Raw genomic sequence first — 17,021 nt, 5'->3', positions numbered from 1 at the left:
CGTCGTGCTCTCTTGCTTAGGCCCTGGTGCGCAGAGAGATGGAACACTGGTCCCCGTGAGCACCACCGGATCGAGGCGCCCCGCCCAGGTCAGCGCCGCCCGCCGCCGTACCGTCATCGACGCCCTGCGCCGCGGGGCCGTGCCCGAGAGCGGGCTCGACCTGCTCGCCACCGGACTCGACCGTTTTGAGGCGGCTCTGGACGTGGAACTGGACGTCGTCGCGTCCGGCGGGTCCGTGTTCAAGGCGGTGCGCGGTGAGTACGGGTCCGGCAAGACGTTCTTCACCCGGTGGCTGGGGGAGCGGGCCAAGCGGCGCAACTTCGCCGTGGCCGAGATCCAGATCTCGGAGAACGAAACCCCGCTGCACAAGCTGGAGACCGTCTACCGGCGGCTCACCGAACGGCTCACCACGCCGAGCTTCCCGCCCAGCGCGCTGCGGCCGGTCGTGGACGCCTGGTTCTACGCGCTGGAGGAGGACGCCCTAGCCGCCGGCGCGACCGAGGACGAACTGCCAGAAGAGGTGGAGAAGCTCCTCGTCGCCCGGCTCGCCGAGGTGTCCCGGCACGCGCCGTCCTTCGCCACCGCGCTGCGCGGCTACCGGACGGCACTCGCCGAGGGAGACGAGGCCACTGCCGCAGCCGTGCTCGCCTGGCTGGGCGGCCAGCCGCACGTGGCCGCCGCCGCACGCCGGTCCGCGGGTGTGCGCGGCGACCTCGACCACTTCGGCGCGCTCGGCTTCCTGCAGGGCCTGCTCACCGTGCTCCGCGACTCCGGGCACACCGGCCTCTTCGTCGTCCTCGACGAGGTGGAGACCCTGCAGCGGGTCCGGTCGGACGCCCGCGACAAGGCGCTCAACGCGCTGCGGCAGCTCATCGACGAGGTCCACTCGGGGCGCTTCCCCGGCCTGTACCTGGTGATCACCGGCACGCCGGCCTTCTACGACGGTCAGCAGGGCGTTCAGCGCCTCGCTCCGCTTGCTCAGCGGCTCGCCACCGACTTCACCACCGATCCGCGCTTCGACAACCCCCGCGCCGTGCAGATCCGGCTGCCCGGCTTCAGCCAGGAGTCCCTGGTCGGCCTCGGCAGCACCATCCGCGACCTGTACTCGGACGCCGCTGAGGCGCCCGAGCGCGTGAAGACGGTCGTCGATGAGGCCTACGTCGCCGACCTCGCGCGGGCCGTCGGCGGAGCACTGGGCGGGAAGGTCGGGGTGGCACCCCGGCTGTTCCTGAAGAAGCTCGTCGGTGACGTCCTGGACCGGGTGGACCAGTTCGACGACTTCGATCCCCGGCAGCACTACCGGCTGACGGTCGCGAGCAGCGAACTCACCGACGTCGAGAGGAACCTGGCCGCCTCCGTCTCCGGTGGTCCCGCATCAGCCGACGACTTCGACCTGGAGCTGTGATGTCGGAGGACGGCGACCTGGTCGGCGACACCGCGAACGGCGACGGCTCGGCCGACGTACTGGACCGGCTCGACCCCGTCGTCCTGCACCACATCGTCAACACCCTCGGCTGGCCCGACCTGCGTCCCCTTCAGCGGGCGGCGATCACGCCGCTCATGGGCGGCGAGGACGCCGTACTGCTCGCGCCCACGGCCGGCGGCAAGACCGAGGCGGCCTGCTTCCCCCTGCTGTCGGCCATGACCGAGCAGAAGTGGACCGGCACCTCGGTCCTGTACCTGTGCCCGCTCAAGGCGCTCCTCAACAATCTCGTCGGCCGCGTCGACGCGTACGCCCAGTGGCTGGGGCGGCGCGCCGCGCTCTGGCACGGCGACACGAAGGAGTCCCAGCGGCAGCGCATCCGCACCGAGGCGCCGGACATCCTCCTCACCACGCCCGAGTCGCTCGAGGCGATGCTGATCGGCGTCAAGACCGATCACGCCCGGTTGCTGGGCGGCGTACGGGCCGTCGTCGTCGACGAGGTGCACGCCTTCGCAGGCGACGACCGGGGCTGGCACCTGCTGGCCGTGCTCGAACGACTGGAGCGGGTCACCGGCCGCCCCATCCAGCGGATCGGACTCTCGGCGACCGTCGGCAACCCCGAGCAGTTGCTGCACTGGTTGCAGGGCGCGGGCGCCGGAAGCCGTACCGGGCAGGTCGTCGCCCCCGGAGTGCAACTGCCGCCCGCTCCCGGCGCAGCCGGACACGACGGCACTGCCCCGGCCAGCCAACTCCCCAAGCCCGCGGGGGAGGTGGAGCTCGACTACGTGGGCTCCCTGGACAACGCCGCCAAACTCATCGCGGCCCTGCACAGGGGAGAGAAACGGCTCGTCTTCTGCGATTCGCGGGCCCAGGTCGAACAACTGGGCGCTGCGCTCCGGGCCCGCGAGGTGACCGTCTTCCTGTCGCACGCCTCCCTCTCCGTCGACGAACGCACCCGCTCCGAACAGGCCTTCGCCGAAGCCCGCGACTGCGTCATCGTCTCCACCTCCACCCTCGAACTCGGCATCGACGTCGGCGACCTGGACCGCGTCATCCAGATCGACTCACCGGCCTCCGTCGCCTCGTTCCTGCAGCGCATCGGCCGCACCGGCCGACGCTCCGGCACCGTACGCAACTGCCTGTTCCTCACCACCCGCAAAGACACACTGCTGCAGGCGGCCGGCCTGTTGCTGCTGTGGTCGCGCGGCTGGGTCGAACCGGTCCTCCCGCCGCCCGAGCCGCGCCACCTCGTCGCCCAGCAACTCCTCGCCGTCACCCTCCAACAGCACAAGCTCGGCGACCATTTGTGGGACCGACAGTGGAACGGACTCGCCCCCTTCGACCGGTCCGCCGCCCCCATCCTGCGCCACCTCACAGAAGAGGGCTTCCTCGACGACGACAGCGGCCTGCTGTTCGTCGGGCCGGAGGCAGAACGTCGCTTCGGCAGGCGGCACTTCATCGAACTCACCGCGTCCTTCACGGCGCCGCCCCAGTTCACCGTGCTGTCCGGACGCACGGAGATCGGCCGCACCGACCCGAGCGTGCTCACCGAGGAACGACCCGGGCCCCGACGCCTGCTGCTCGGCGGACGCAGTTGGCAGGTCACCTACATCGACTGGCTGCGCAAAAGGGTCTTCGTCGAACCCGCAGACGGCGGCGGTATCGCCAAGTGGATGAACGGCGGCATCGCTGGACTGTCCTACGCACTCACCCGCGCCATGCGCGAGGTGCTGCTCGGTGCGGACCCGCCCGTGTCGCTCACCCGTCGCGCCGAGGCGTGCCTGGCCGAACAGCGCGAGAGCGACGCCCCCGACACCGTGCACCCAGACGGCACACTGATCACGCGCGTCGGCAGCGACGTGCGCTGGTGGACCTGGGCCGGCTACCGCGCCAACGCCACCCTCGGGGCCACCGTCCAGTCGGTCACGGACCCCTTGCAACGCCCCACCGACTGCTGGCTGCGCCTGCGCGAAGACCTCACCCCGGCCGACTGGCGTGCGGCTCGCGAGAGTGTCGGCGAGAGCCTGGTCCTACCCGACGTTGACCAGCGTGCCGTACGAGGCCTCAAGTTCTCTGCCGCCCTCCCGGAACGCCTCGCCGTCGCCACGGTCGCGGCCCGTCTGGCCGACTTCGAGAGCGCTCGCGCGGTGTTGTCGGAGCCTGTGCGTCTTGTCGGCCGAAGCTGTTCCGGCTGAGAGCCGAGAGTCGTCCGGACGGGAGTTCGGATGGTCGCCCCTATATCTCGATCACATCTCCGGCACAAGTAGCTTTGGTTGCGGGGCGATGAGGGTTTTGTGCAACTGTGGTGAATGCTGCGATTATTGCGGGCGCCACCTTCGGTAAAAGGTTCTGGTGAGTCCTTCCGGCTGGCTGTGCAGGCTCTGCGATGGGTCGCTTATGAATGTGGTGGGGGAAGGACTGGGTACGTCGTTGGGTGTTGCGCGCCGTAAGTTGCGCCGACCGGTGACGGTCGAGGGCTGCGCGGCAGACGGGAGCTGCGCCCGAGGGGGCGTTCGATGGCGGCCCGTTGTCAGTGGCGGGCTCTAGGGTGACGCGGAATCGTTCCATGCCCAGGGGGACTTTACGAACAGGGCATCGGAACCTCTCTTTTGGGGACAGAGTGGATCATTCTTATGAGGTGTGGCAGGAAGCGCTGGCCGAAGAGTTCTTCGGTCGGCAGCACGCCGGCCACCCGACGCTGTTCTACGTCGACGACGACGTGGAGCAGGAACTCAGGCGCGGTTACGGCATAGACGAACCCCTCGTCCCGTGCGTGGGCAAGTTCCTTCGGCTGGGGACCGCGGAACCGTACAGCGCGCTGGAGGACTACCGCTGGCGCAAGCGGCAACAGGACAAGAACGGCGTGCCCGCCTTCCTGCCGCTGCTGGCCTGCTCGGTGATGGCCGCGTCCCGGATGATGAACGACCAGAACCACCGGGCCACCGCTTACCACGCCCGCTTCTCCGAACTGCTGACCGGCGACGCGAAGCAGCTGGGCAGCCAGCATTACGAGCCCATCTCCCGCATGTGGCAGGTGCTGGCCTCCTGGCAGCTCAGCCAGCGAGGCGCGCGGGGTCTCTGCACCATTCCCGCACCCGCCGACCTGCCCTCGAACCGCAGTATGATCGGGTTCGCCCAGTCCCAGGCGCTGCTCAGCGGCGCGGACCGGTCCTTCATGCCGAACTTCTTCCGGTCGTTGAGGGAGCACGGCACGACTTGGCCGCTCCCGGGGAAGACACTGCTGGCCCAGATCGAGATCCAAGGCATGGAGCGGCACTTCTCCAAGGGTTTCCGCAACGCCCTGCAGGAGGAGGAGTTCCGCCCCTTCCTCGCCAGCCTGATCGGCAACTACGCCGCTTCCTGGGATGGTTCGGACGAGCTGGTGCCCACCGGTGTCACCCGCGCGGAGCTTCTAGTGCGGCTGGACGCCGGCCGTCTCGGTTGGGTGGCGCGCCTGCGGTCCGCGGAGCAGAAGGACCGCATCGAGCTCAAGGGCGGCGTCGTGCTCGAGCAGCTTGGCGACACCGCCTACTACGAGGTGACGGGCCTGCCCGTCCCGAGCGCGGACACCCTCGTCAGGGGTATCCGTCGCGACGGGGACAATCTGGTGCTCAGCCGCCCTTCCTCCTCCGTCCTGGTGCTCGTACGGGACGACGTGCTCGGCGTCTGGGCCAGCACCGACGGTTTCCGCCCGGGAGAGACACACGTGGTGCTCGCCTCCCCGACGGCGCAGCGGGACGTGCAGCGGCTGCTGGACAAGGCCGCGACGACGGGTAGGAACAGCGACACCAGCAGGCTGACATGGGTGCCGCAGGGCTGGTCCATGCACCGCCCCGTCAACTTCGACGACGCCGTCACCCTGCGCCGGGCGCTGCAGGAGGTCCAGGGCGCGATCAGCCTCCTGCAGCCCCCGGCGCAGTTCAAGCTCCGCCTCGAGGGCGGGCTGAAGCTCGCGCCCTCGCTCGACCCTCACCTCTATCTGCGGGGTGGTGAGCCCCATGTGGTCCTGCCAGACGCCATTGACGGCACGCTGCTGGTCGACGGGAAGGAGCGGCCCGAGCTCAAGAAGGCGATCGCCGCTGGTCGTCCCGTTCCCCTGGCCGTGCTCCGGCTGGAGCCGGGCCGCCACACGGTGAACTACGCAGGCGTGGAGATCGACTTTGCGACGGCGGACCAGGCCGTCGTCGAGCCGAAGATGACCAAGGTCTGCGGCTTCACGGTCGCGGACGGCACGGCGTCGGAGTCGCCCTCCCTCCTCGCCGAGCAGACCCTGCCGACCGGCATCACCGGAGCCGACTGCACGGGTGCCACACTCCAGAACACTGCAGCCGTCATGGAGCTGTGCCGGCGGGACGCGGACGAGGTGCTGTTCGCGGCAGCCGACGGACGGCTGTGGACGCTGGAGGCCCCGGAGCAGCCGGACTGGTGGACGGAGCGCCTCCCCGACACCCCCGCCCCGCTCCGCTTCGAGGCCGACTTCCACGGCATCGGCGGCTGGCTCCTGGAGCGCCGGAGCGGACGCTGGAAGGGCCGCCCGGTGAACCCCGGAACGCCGAAGCCGAAGACTGCCGCCAACCCGCGGGCATGGGCTCGCGCCGTCCTCAACGCCCAGCAGGCGTCCACCGAGCCCTCGTGGGTCGAGTACGTGCAGGCCGCGAAGGAGCTGGAACGATGAGCAGTAACGAGTTCGGCGAGATCCTCCTGCGGTGGCTGAGCGAGAGCCGCAGCGGCAAGGCGTCCGCACTGCGTGACGGCGTCCGCAGCCAAGCCCAGGCATGGGGCCTGGAGCTGAAGGAGTACGCCGACTGGGACTGGATGCGCAAGGTCGCGGCCCTCGGCTTCATCGACGTGGACCTGCGCGCCGACCGCTGGTCGGTGGCGCCGCCGGTACTGACCCGGCTGCCTCACGCAGACGGCCTGGCGCTGCTGACCGGCGCACGCACCGCGCGGATCAGCGCGCGCGTCGACGAGGCGGCGCAGGAGTGGATGGAGCTGATCACTGTCCCCCATCGGCTTGAGGCCGGTGAGGCGCCGCTGCCCGACACCCTCCTGTTCCAGTATGAGGACCTGCGGGCCCTTCAGGAAGCCGCCGACCTGCTTGGGGCCCGCTATGTACCCTGTGTAGCCCTGCAGTTGATGGACCTGTTTCCGCAGGCGACTCCAGGGCCCGAGTCCGCGCCGCCCGGCGGGAGCACCGCTAACACGCTGGAGAAGTACGAGCTGCGCCTCCAGCGGTTCGTCCCAGTGGAGACGGACAACGAGGACGGCCTGTACCGCTGGCGCGGAGCCGACTACGCACGCCTGACCCGTGTCCGCCGCAACGGCGTCTTCTACGCGGTGGAACGCGAGACGGGCATCTACCTCGAGCTCGCCCGTCACCGCACCGGCGCGACGCGATGGAGGCCGGAAGCCGGCAAGGGCCGAGTCGGCATCGGCCGGCTCTTCGTCGACCGGCACGCGCCCCTGCCCGCCCTGCACGAGCGCGCCGCCGTCCTGTGCAGCGGCTTCCCGCCCTCGGTGGGCAAGCAGGTGCACACCCGCACGTACGACAACGTGCCGAGGGGGCTGGCTGAGGCGATCGCCGTCTCGCTGCAGCAGAATCTGGAGATCATGCCGCGACCGGTGAGGTCCACCGGCGGGAGGGCCAAGTGAGCACCGAACAGCAGACAGCGGCGGTGACGAACACCGATGTCCAGGATGTCATGGGCACCTTCGGCGATCTGCGCAGCGCGCTCTTCCGCTACTACGACACCCCGTTCGGCGTCGACGACCGTTCCGTGATGGCGGAGCGGCGCACCCTGCTGGACCGGGACAACGGGGCCTGGCGCGACCCGCTGATCGAGCTGCGCCCGCAGTACGCCTCCCGGGGCATCAGCATCGCGGACTCCTTTGCCGAGGCAGGGGCGCACCCCGACGCGGCCGAGTTCGCCCGGTTCGCGCTCCCCGACGGCGTGACCAGCCTCTACCAGCACCAGCACGATGCCCTGGTCACCGCCTGCGAGGGCAAGGACCTCGTGGTCACCGCCGGTACAGGCTCCGGCAAGACGGAGTCCTTCCTGCTGCCGGTCCTGGCCGACCTGGTCGCTGAGTCCGTCCACTGGCAGGGCACGCGTGTGGCGCAGCGGGAATGGTGGCAGGGCGACGGTGACTACGTGCCCAGCCGGCAGGGTGAGCACGGCCACCCTGCCGCTATGCGCGTGCTGATCCTCTACCCCACCAACGCCCTCGCCGACGACCAGGTGGTCCGACTCCGGAAATCGCTGGACAGCAGCGAGGCGCATGAGTGGCTGGACCGGAAGCGCAACGGACACCGCTACTACTTCGGCCGCTACACCGGAGCCACCCCCGTCTCCGGCAGCCGCGATTCCAGACCTGCGAACTCCCGTCTCCGGCAGTACCTGCGGGAGGTCCAGGAACGGCAGCGTAAGGCCGACGAGAAACTCGGCAAGGAGGTGCGAGCCTTCATCCCGCGCCTCGGCGGGGCGGAGATGCACGCCCGCTGGGACATGCAGGCTGCTCCGCCGGACATCATGGTCACCAACTACTCGATGCTGAACATCATGCTGCTCCGCAAGCAGGAGAAGCACATCTTCAGCGCCACCCGGAAGTGGCTGGAGGAGACGCCAGGCGCCTGCTTCACCCTGATTCTCGACGAGCTCCACATGTACCGCGGCACGGCCGGCACCGAGGTGGCCTACCTACTGCGCAACCTGCGCCACCGTCTCGGCCTCGACAAGAGCCCTGAAAAGTTCCGTGTGTTCGCCGCCTCCGCCTCCCTGGAGGCCGGACGGGACGACGAATTCCTCGATGGGTTCTTCGCCCTGCCCGGCTCTCGGCGAGTGATCATCCCCGGCAGGGCGAAGGAGAATCACAGCGAGGGCGACTTGGCCGTCCACACCGAACGCCTCGTCAGAGCCGCGAAGGCCCCCATCTCCCGGCACGATGCCGTCGCTCTGGCCCGGGAGACCGGCCTCGGTCCGGCGCTCCAGCGCGCGCTCACCCCCGGTGGCAAACCCCGCGCCCTGCCCGCCCCCGAACTGGCGAAGAACCTCTTCCCGGCCGTCCCCGAGGAGCAGCGCCAGGACGCCCTCCATGGGGTCCTGCGCACACTCGGCTCCGCCCAGGATCCCGAACTTCCCCAGCTCCGCGCCCACTTCTTCTTCCGGAACATCGAGGGCGTCTGGGCCTGCTCCGACCCGCAGTGCCCCGACATCCCCGTGGAGCACGGCTCCGAACGCCGGGTCGGCCGGCTCTTCGCCGAGCCCACCTCCCGCTGCACCTGCGGCGCCCGTGTACTGGAGCTTCTCTCCTGCCAGGCATGTGGTGATCTCATGCTCGGCGGCTACGCCAGTCCCAAGGACACCCACAAGCGCAAGTTCACCGGTGCCCTACACACCGACTTCCCGGACCTGGACCTGCTTCCAGACGAGGCCAGTGGGGTGCCCACCGCGGCGAACTACGTCGTGTACTGGCCGCGTACCAAGGGCCTCGGCCTTGACGACCCCAGCTGGCACGCGGGCCTGTCCGACGGGGGACCGCAGGTCGAGTTCGGGTTCCGACGCAGCGCCTACCAGCCCGCGACCGGCCGCCTGGAGAACCGGGACGTCCACCACACAGGATGGTCGTTCCACATCTCCGTGCCCCTGGACAAGGAGAGCAAGAAGCCGGCCTACGACCCGGCCCGGTTGCAGGCCTTCCCCACCCGTTGTCCGGCCTGCGGCGACGACTGGGAGATCAAACGTGACCGGGACGGCCGTTTCATCCCGCTCGAATCCCCTGATCGATTGCGCAACGCGCCGGTCCGGCGGATGCGCACGGGTTTCTACAAGATCAACCAGGTTCTGGTGACGGAAGCCCTCGGCCACCTCCCTGACGGCCAGCGCAAAGCGATCGCCTTCTCCGACAGCCGCGATGACGCCTCCGAGCTCGCCAGCGGTCTTGCCCTCCGCCACTACCAGGACCTTCTCCGTCTGCTTAGTGCTCAGGCCGTCGAGAGCCAGGGAGATCCGTTCGGAGACCTTCAGCTGGTGAAGGCCCATTACGCGGGGGAACCGGTTGAACGTGACGGCGTCCGTGCCGCCATGCGACGGCTGCGGGGCCGCAACCCGGCCGACTGGGGGCGCCTGAAGGCGCTCCTCACCGATGACCTCGATGCGGAACCGGAGCTTCTGCCTGACCTGGAGCGGAAGTTCTCCGAACTGCCGTCGCTGGACGACCTCGCCTCCGACCTCGAAGGCATGCTGCTGAAGTACGGCACCAACCCCGCGGGGCCCGCGGCCTCGCTCCAGCAGACCTCAGCCGGACAGCCTTGGACCACGCTCTACAACTGGGAACGGGACCGCGAAGCGGTGGTGGATACCCAGACCCAGGAGGAACTGCTCGACCGTCTCCGTTCTCGTCTCCGCCTCGAGACCGTGGGCAGCCTCTTTTCCAGCGGAGGCCGAGACTTCGAATCACTCGGTCTTGGCTGGCTCTGCCTGCGCGACGACCGGTCACCGATACAGATCGGCCCGGACAGCGATCAGACCGTGGCGCGGGCCAGCCTGCGGATCCTCGGCCTGATGCGGCGCTTTACCAGGATGCGCGGTTCTCTTCAGGGACCTCCCGCGCCCCTGAAGCGTTTCTGGAAGCAGGTCGCCGAAGGCCAGGGAACCGATCTGAAGACGATCACGGACCGGGTGTTGGGCGTCTGGAAGGACGCCGTCGTCGACTACGTGATCAAGCCGGAGAAGGTGGCGCTCCGCCCCGGCGAGAACAAAGCCTGGACGTGTCTCTCCTGCCACCGTCCGCACCTGCACCCGGGTGCGGGGTTGTGCACCAAGTGTCTGACCCCGCTGCCTGCCATACCCCAGCAGTACAGCGGCGTCCTTGAAGGCGACTACTACGCCTGGAAGGCGGCCCACAGCACCGGCGACTTCCCCCTGCGCACCGCGGAGCTGACCGGCCAGACGGACCGGCTGGAGGCCCAGCGCCGGCAGAGCCTCTTCCAGGATGTCTTCCTAGGCGACAACGACGTGCCGCAGGCGGACAGCTTGGAACTGCTCTCCGTGACCACGACCATGGAGGCCGGTGTCGACATCGGCCCCCTCAACACCGTGATCATGGCCAACATGCCGCCCACCCGTTTCAACTACCAGCAGCGGGTGGGCCGCGCAGGCCGACGCAACAGCCCGGTCGCCGTGGCACTCACCGTCTGCCGTGGCCGCAGCCACGACGAGCACTACTTCGCCCGCCCGGAAGCCATCACCAACGACCCGACCCCGCCGCCCTACCTAGTCCTCGGCATGGTCTCCGTCTTCCGGCGGGTCCTGCTGGGAGAAGTCCTGCGCCAGGCCTTCGAGCCCCTGCAGCCGGACGAACCCAGGAAGGGGGCGGACATGACGACGAACGTCCACGGACAGTTCGGCCTCGCCGCCGATTGGCCGATGCACCGTAGTTCCGTCCGCCGCTGGATCGCCGAGCACCCGGGCCGCATCAGGGCCGCTGCCACCGCCCTCCAGGCCGGGACGCCGGAGAGCATTTCCGCCATCGACCCGGTGGCCGCCATTGACGAACTCCTCGACCAGGTCGACGAGGTGGCAGCCCGAACCGTTGGCCACTCCGACTTCAGCCAGCGTCTGGCGGAGGCCGGCCTCCTGCCCATGTTCGGGTTCCCGACCCGCTCCCGCCTCCTCTATCGGAGCATTCCGCAGAAGACCTTCCCCTGGCCGCCGGCCGACTCCGTCAGCCGCGATCTGGCCGTCGCTCTCAGCAAGTTCGCGCCGGGCAGCGAGAGTCCGCAGGACGGCCGTCTGCTCCGTTCCATGGGCGTGGTGTCCCTCGTCCCAAGCGGCCGCGGCGTTCAGGCCGCCGAGGATCCCTTCGGCCCGGAACAGCTGGTCGCCATGTGCAGGATCTGCTCCCATGTGGACCCGCAGGCCGTTGTCGACCCGGAGACCGGAAGCGCCGGAACTTGCCCCGCCTGCGGTGCGGAGAGCAAGTACTACAAAGCCGTCCCCTTCCGGGAGCCTGCAGGCTTCCGGGCCGCCCCCGAAGCACGCGACTACGACGGCTACCGAGAAGTCGGCTCCAACGCCACCAGCGCACGGACTGCCACCGACCTGGAGAAGACCGCCCCGCGCATCCACCGCGCCGCCGACGACTGGATGGTCGTCCACACCGGCAGCGGCGACCGCTACATCGTCAACACCAACGCCGGCAAGCTCTTCCGGTTCGTCAAGAACCACGGGGCCTGGGGCGGGTACAAAGCCGTGGATAGCCCCCGGGTGGAAGCCGACCTGGAGATTGCCCTCGGCGCCACCCAGCACACCGACATGCTGTTCATCGGGGCCAAGGGCGCCTTCGACACGAGCCGGGGTCTCCGCTTCGACATCTCGAAGTCTCAGCAGACCGACGGCTTCCCCGAGCCGTACCACGGCCGGCGTGCCGCCTGGTACTCGCTGGCGGCCCTCCTGCGCCGTGCCGCCGCTCCGCACCTGGACGTGCAGCCGGAGGAACTCCTCAGCGGCATCCACGGCTCGGACGCCCCGGTGGCCGCTCCCGTCATGGCGTATCTGGCGGACACTCTCGACAACGGCGCAGGCTTCAGCACCTACCTCGGCTCGGAAGAACATATCGAGGAGTTCCTCCAGGCGGTCGACCAGTACGTGCACGACCTGGAGGCCGACCACCATGCGCAGAACTGCCGCAGCTCCTGCTACGCCTGCTTGCGCGACTACTCCAACATGCGCCTGCACCCGCTGTACGATTGGCGGCTCGCCCGCGACCTGACCGACGCCCTGCGGGGCCGGAAACTGCAGATCGACCCTGATGAGCATGCGGTTCTGCTGAAGGGCTGGGCGGACGAGGAGACTTCGGTCCGCCTGGCGGAGACAGCAGCCGGACCGGTGGCGCTCTTCACCTCGGACTTCACTGGCGAGCCAGTCGCAGTCGCCGTCAAGCATCCGTTGGAGTCCGTCAACGAGGAGTGCCCGAACGAACGCCTCCAGGCCCTGCGTGACGAGGTCCGCTCCCGTGGCTTCGCCACCAGGATGGCCTTCGCCGACTCTCACGGCTTAGACCGCACTCCTGCCGCGGTGATCGAGCAGGTGCGCAGCTTCGCGGAGGACTTCTGATGACGCCGGGAATCCCGCTGGGAGCAGGCCAGGACGAGCAGCCCCGCCTGGAAGAGTTGCGGCAGCGCGAGATCGCCCGCCGCCTCGCCCTCCGTCAGGCTCGCACCAAGGGCCGGACCGCTCCCGTCGAGGCCGTCACCACTAGGGAAGCCCCGGCAACTGGAAGCAGTCCTGCCCCGGTTGTTCGGCCGCAGAAGCAGCCCGAACCGGTCGTGCCCCAGCCGGTTCCCGAAGGATTCGCCGACCAAGAGGCCTGGGAGCGTGCCCGCTCCTTCGCCGAACTCATGCTGCCTGACGCACTGAAGGCGGAGACAGGAAGGCTCTCCGCACAGAAACTGGCCTGGGCCGCGGTCGATACAGCGTCCCGGAAGGACGGCCCGGTCGAAGGCGTCTCACTGCTCGTCATGGCCCAGGACCACGGACTGGACGTCTTCAACGGCCAGCTCGACGACCGGGCCCGCGCCCTGCTGGAGGACAAGCCACTGCCGCTCCCTGGGGAGCCGGGCAGTATGTGGCAGATCTATCAGGACGACCGCCGCCTGACGGAGACCAACCTGCCTGCCCCGCGGCAGAAGGCTCTCCTGGCGAAGCTTCCTCGGCCGCTCCTCGACGACTACATCGACGAGGAGTGGATCGGTGCGGTCCCCGATCACGATGGCACCCCCCGGGCGGCCTACTTCCGTGCCCGCCTGGACCCGGCATCCCTCACCGATGAAGAGATGGACCTGCTGGCCTGGCCCCTGGAGCGAGAGCGCCGGGAGGCCGGCCCGGAAGCGGAACCTGGCCGTCACTGGCCGCAGGACTGGCAACTGCTGGTGAGACTGCAGGCCAACGACGCCCGCGTCATTGCCGAGGAGTGGACCGACCTCCTGCCACCGACGCAGAAGCTCCTCGACGCCCTGCGCGAGGTGCAGCGGACCGGGGAGGTCCCGGACGACCTCATCGGCGACGAGCGGCTGTGGGTCCTCCTGGAGCGGATCAACCCCCAGGTGCGCAGCGTGAGCAGCAGGAAGTTCAACGGCTGGATCGGCGTACGGCTCCTGATCAGGGCCGTGCGGCAGATGCACCGTGCCCTCCTCCGTGGGGACGACGTCACTGCGGAGCAGCGGAGGAAGACGGCGCTCACTGTGGCTTCGAGGCTCCGGCACCAGTCACAGCCGGTGCGCTGGGAGGCCCAGAACATCCAGGCCTATCTGCGCGCCGGCCAAGAGATGACGGAGTCTCTCAAGCTCTTGGGGCAGGACGCCGAAGGCCGTCCCCCGGTGAAGGAACAGCTGGGCGGAGCCACCGTGGCTGCGCTGCGGACGAACCGGAGCTTCCTGGAGGACCGGCCGCTCAGGGACCGCGACCAGCCGCTCAACCCGTACCTTGTGTTCGACGTACCCGACGGGGCGGACGACTGGAAGAAGGCCTGGCGAGTCCTGAGGAAGGAACTCGACGACGGTGGCCGCGTCCAGATCAACCGGGCCAAGGACATGATCGAGAAGGCCGAGCGGGAGCAGCAGGAACTGCCCCGGTTCGTGGTACCGCTCGCCCCGCACCGCTGGGAAGCATCCACCGGCACAAGCTACCGGCTGGAGCTCCCGCCCGAGCCCCTACAGAGACTCACCAAGCCGCCCACGGACAGCGACCGCGAGTGGTCTCGCACCGAGGCTGCCCGAGAAATAATCATCAAGGCGGCAGAACGCCTTTCCCCGGCTGCTGAAGACACCGCAGCCCCTGAAGACCCAGAGAGCAGCACATCGTGAGCAACCGAGCCGGTGAAGGCGACAGTGGTTCTGGTCCCCGTGGCGACGCCCAGCAGAACCAGGAACATGAATCGACGGATGGGAGCGTACGGAGCCTCGGCGAGACCAGGGCTGCGAAGAAGAAGCCTTGGAGGCGTGCTGACAGCGGCATTCCCGAGTTTGCTCCGAGAACCTTGGACGCGGCCGCGATCCTGAAGTCGGTCAACGAGATGCTCCTGCCCGTGGTGGAGAAGGAGCTGCAGGAGGCGACGGAGGAGCTGGGCGCCGCTCTGGCCGGCAAAGAGACCGAGGTCGATCTGGTCTCTACCTTCCGGGCCGAACTGATGCGCCGAGTGCTTCCCCAGTTCACTGAAGCGGTACGCAGGGGCGTGCTGGAGAGCATCCGCACGCGCCAGATGCACCTGGCACAGCTGGTCGTCCTGCACCGGCAGGCGTTGGACGCGAAGACCTTGAAGGTGGTGCTGACCCGCATAGATCACGAGGTGGCGAAGGCAGGTCTGCAGATCGTCGGCGACACGGGCGACCTGTCGCTGTTCAATGTCGTGGAGGATCAGTCCGGCGTGATGCAGCAAGGCCCGGTCACGTTCGAGCTCATGGTGCCGGCCTACGTCGACAAGGAGTCAGGGAAGCTCGTTGAACGCGGCTGGCTGAGGGCTGTTGCCGGGCAACAGATTCCTGCGCTGGGGATCAGCGATCCCGGCGCAGAGCAAGCAGACCATCCCGGTGCTGCGGCAAGCACAGAGAGCACGGCTCCGGCGCTGACCTACAGGCAGACGCTGCGCGCTGCGGTCAGCCGGCGGATCGGAATGACGCGGAGGGGAACGCGATGAGTTTCGGTATTGACTTCGGCACCAGCAACTCCGTGGTCGCTCACTGGAACGGGCACACCACCGAAGTTTTGCCGGTCGACGGCGACAACGTGCCCGCCCAGTGGCAGATGTCGGAGTTCGAGCAGCTCTTCCCCTCCGTGCTGTCCGTCCGAGACCTGCAACGCACACTTTGCTTCGGCTGGGAGGCGAAGACCGGCACCAGCGAGCCGCTCGACGCCGTCAAGCGCATGCTCGGCACGCGCTCCAGCGCCGAGAAGGACGGCGATATCGACGGCCTCGAGGTCGCGGCCCAGCTCGAGGAGCACCACGTCTGGGTCGGCTCGGAGAAGTTCCACAGCACGGTCGCGGCCGCCTCTCTCTTCAGCCGCATGAAGGAAGGCGTCTCCGCCCAGCTGCTCGACCTCTCCGACGCGGTCGTCACCGTCCCCGCCAACGCGACGGGCGGCGCCCGCTACCGCACCCGCGCCGCGGCAGCGCTCGGTGGTTTGAAGGTCCGGGCCCTGCTCAACGAGCCAACGGCAGCAGCGATCTCGTACGCCCACGACGTCCCGATCCCCGGCCGTTTCCTCGTCTTCGACTGGGGCGGTGGAACCATCGACGTCACAGTCCTCGAATACGAAGACGGCCTTTTCGAAGAGCAGACCTCCCGCGGCATCACCGCCCTCGGCGGCCTGGAGTTCGACAATGCGCTGGCCAAGCTGATCCAGCAGAAGATCGGCTTGACCGCAGACCGCCTCACCAAGGCCGAGCGACGCCGGTGGCGCCGTTCGGTCGAGCTGACGAAGATCGCCCTGTCCTCGGTGCCGATGGATGGCGCGCTCTTCTTCGACCTCCCGGTCGGGCTCGTCCCTTCGATCTCGAAGCGCGAGGTCAGGATCACAGCGGCCGAGTACACCGAGGCGATTACCCCGCTCATCATCCGTGCCCTGGAGCCGGTCCAGCAGGCGCTGGAAGACGTGGCCATCACCCCGGACGACATCGACTCGGTTCTGATGATCGGTGGAACCTCGCAGATCCCCCAAGTGCGTCACGCCCTGGGCGAGCTGCTCGGCCACGACCGCATCGTCGACGGCGGCCTATGTCGGCCCATGACGGCCGTTGCCCGGGGTGCGGCCATCTACGCGGCCTCTCTCGACGGGGAACTCGGAGACGACAGCGACTTCTCTCTGGTGACCAGCTACGACCTGGGCACGGCTGTGACTGCAGGTGAGCAGAGGGGGTTTCAGGCGATCATTTATCGCAACGCCACGCTCCCCGCGGAGGGCACGAAAACCTTCCACCCCAGCAAGCCGGGAGCGTCCTATGTGCGCGTCCCGGTGATCGAGGGCGAGGTTGGCTACTCGGCCGACAGCGACAGGGCCTATCCGCTGGCCAACATCGAGGTGCAGCTCCCTAAGCGGGAGCAGGACGTCCAGCGGAACAAGATCGAGGTTAAGTTCCGCTACAACGAGAGCGGCATTCTGCACTTCACCGCCACCCACGTGGCCACCGGCGTAGTGCTCGCTGAGCGCGAGATTGACTCCTTTGGCCCCGATGGCACCCCGCTGCAGCAAGGTCTCGAGGGGGAACTAACCCGTCTCCTGGCCCATACGATCCGGCCCTTTGCCGACGGCTCCTCCAATGTCCGACACCTCTCCGCAGCCGAGACCGCCAACACTCGACCCGCACCGATCGACATGTCCGTGCGCGTGGTGGAGGCCGACCCCGCGGTAACGGTCAATGGCGAGCCACAGGGAGTGGTGACGCGGGGACTTTAGGGGTGTTTATGCCCAACCATCCGCCGCCAGTCGTGAGCGCGACTGCATGGCAAGCAGGCGTTTGCCTTGCGACCCTTCTTGTGTTCGGAACCGAGGGCATGGGTCAGTTTGATCTCGGCATGATTGGTCATCGGGAAAGTCAGCGAAGG

At 68.5% G+C, this 17,021-nt stretch carries 8 protein-coding genes; all 8 read left to right on the top strand.

The genetic code is table 11. The features are described from left to right. Positions 1-55: 55 nt before the first annotated feature. The 8 genes from brxD to MQE23_RS06260 all read left to right on the top strand — a co-directional run bounded on the left by brxD (position 56) and on the right by MQE23_RS06260 (position 16,872). A complete protein-coding gene (brxD, locus tag MQE23_RS06295; RefSeq protein WP_243378502.1) occupies positions 56-1,405 on the top strand; it encodes a BREX system ATP-binding protein BrxD in 1,350 nt (449 codons plus the stop codon). Then, complete coding sequence (locus MQE23_RS06290) at positions 1,405-3,618, top strand: DEAD/DEAH box helicase (protein ID WP_243378501.1); 2,214 nt, start codon at positions 1,405-1,407, stop codon at positions 3,616-3,618. The genes brxD and MQE23_RS06290 overlap by 1 nt, the downstream gene beginning before the upstream one ends. A 443-nt stretch (positions 3,619-4,061) precedes the next feature. Beyond that, entirely contained in the window at positions 4,062-6,098 is a 2,037-nt protein-coding gene (locus MQE23_RS06285; RefSeq protein WP_243378500.1) for a hypothetical protein, read from the top strand. Continuing rightward, the gene (locus tag MQE23_RS06280; protein ID WP_243378499.1) at positions 6,095-7,075 is read left to right on the top strand and encodes a hypothetical protein; all 981 of its coding nucleotides are present in this window, start codon (positions 6,095-6,097) and stop codon (positions 7,073-7,075) included. The genes MQE23_RS06285 and MQE23_RS06280 overlap by 4 nt, the downstream gene beginning before the upstream one ends. After that, positions 7,072-12,537, top strand: coding sequence for a DEAD/DEAH box helicase (locus MQE23_RS06275; protein ID WP_243378498.1), 5,466 nt, complete (start codon positions 7,072-7,074; stop codon positions 12,535-12,537). The genes MQE23_RS06280 and MQE23_RS06275 overlap by 4 nt, the downstream gene beginning before the upstream one ends. Beyond that, positions 12,537-14,285, top strand: coding sequence for a hypothetical protein (locus tag MQE23_RS06270; protein ID WP_243378497.1), 1,749 nt, complete (start codon positions 12,537-12,539; stop codon positions 14,283-14,285). The genes MQE23_RS06275 and MQE23_RS06270 overlap by 1 nt, the downstream gene beginning before the upstream one ends. Then, positions 14,282-15,115, top strand: coding sequence for a hypothetical protein (locus MQE23_RS06265; protein ID WP_243378496.1), 834 nt, complete (start codon positions 14,282-14,284; stop codon positions 15,113-15,115). The genes MQE23_RS06270 and MQE23_RS06265 overlap by 4 nt, the downstream gene beginning before the upstream one ends. Next, positions 15,112-16,872 carry an Hsp70 family protein gene (locus MQE23_RS06260; protein WP_243378495.1) on the top strand — a complete coding sequence of 587 codons (1,761 nt, stop codon included), beginning with the start codon at positions 15,112-15,114 and terminating at the stop codon, positions 16,870-16,872. Before MQE23_RS06265 ends, MQE23_RS06260 begins: the two co-directional genes overlap by 4 nt. Positions 16,873-17,021 lie beyond the last annotated feature (149 nt).

Origin of the sequence: Streptomyces sp. HP-A2021 (genome assembly GCF_022807935.1) — a bacterium.
Lineage (GTDB): Bacteria > Actinomycetota > Actinomycetes > Streptomycetales > Streptomycetaceae > Streptomyces > Streptomyces afghaniensis.
This window is presented reverse-complemented; position numbering and strand designations above follow the sequence as displayed.

Excerpts from the sequence above, each read along its gene's own strand:
- MQE23_RS06270 (WP_243378497.1), top strand. The coding sequence starts at position 12,537 with ATGACGCCGGGAATCCCGCTGGGAGCAGGCCAGGACGAGCAGCCCCGC.
- MQE23_RS06260 (WP_243378495.1), top strand. The coding sequence starts at position 15,112 with ATGAGTTTCGGTATTGACTTCGGCACCAGCAACTCCGTGGTCGCTCAC.
- MQE23_RS06280 (WP_243378499.1), top strand. The coding sequence starts at position 6,095 with ATGAGCAGTAACGAGTTCGGCGAGATCCTCCTGCGGTGGCTGAGCGAG.
- MQE23_RS06290 (WP_243378501.1), top strand. The coding sequence starts at position 1,405 with ATGTCGGAGGACGGCGACCTGGTCGGCGACACCGCGAACGGCGACGGC.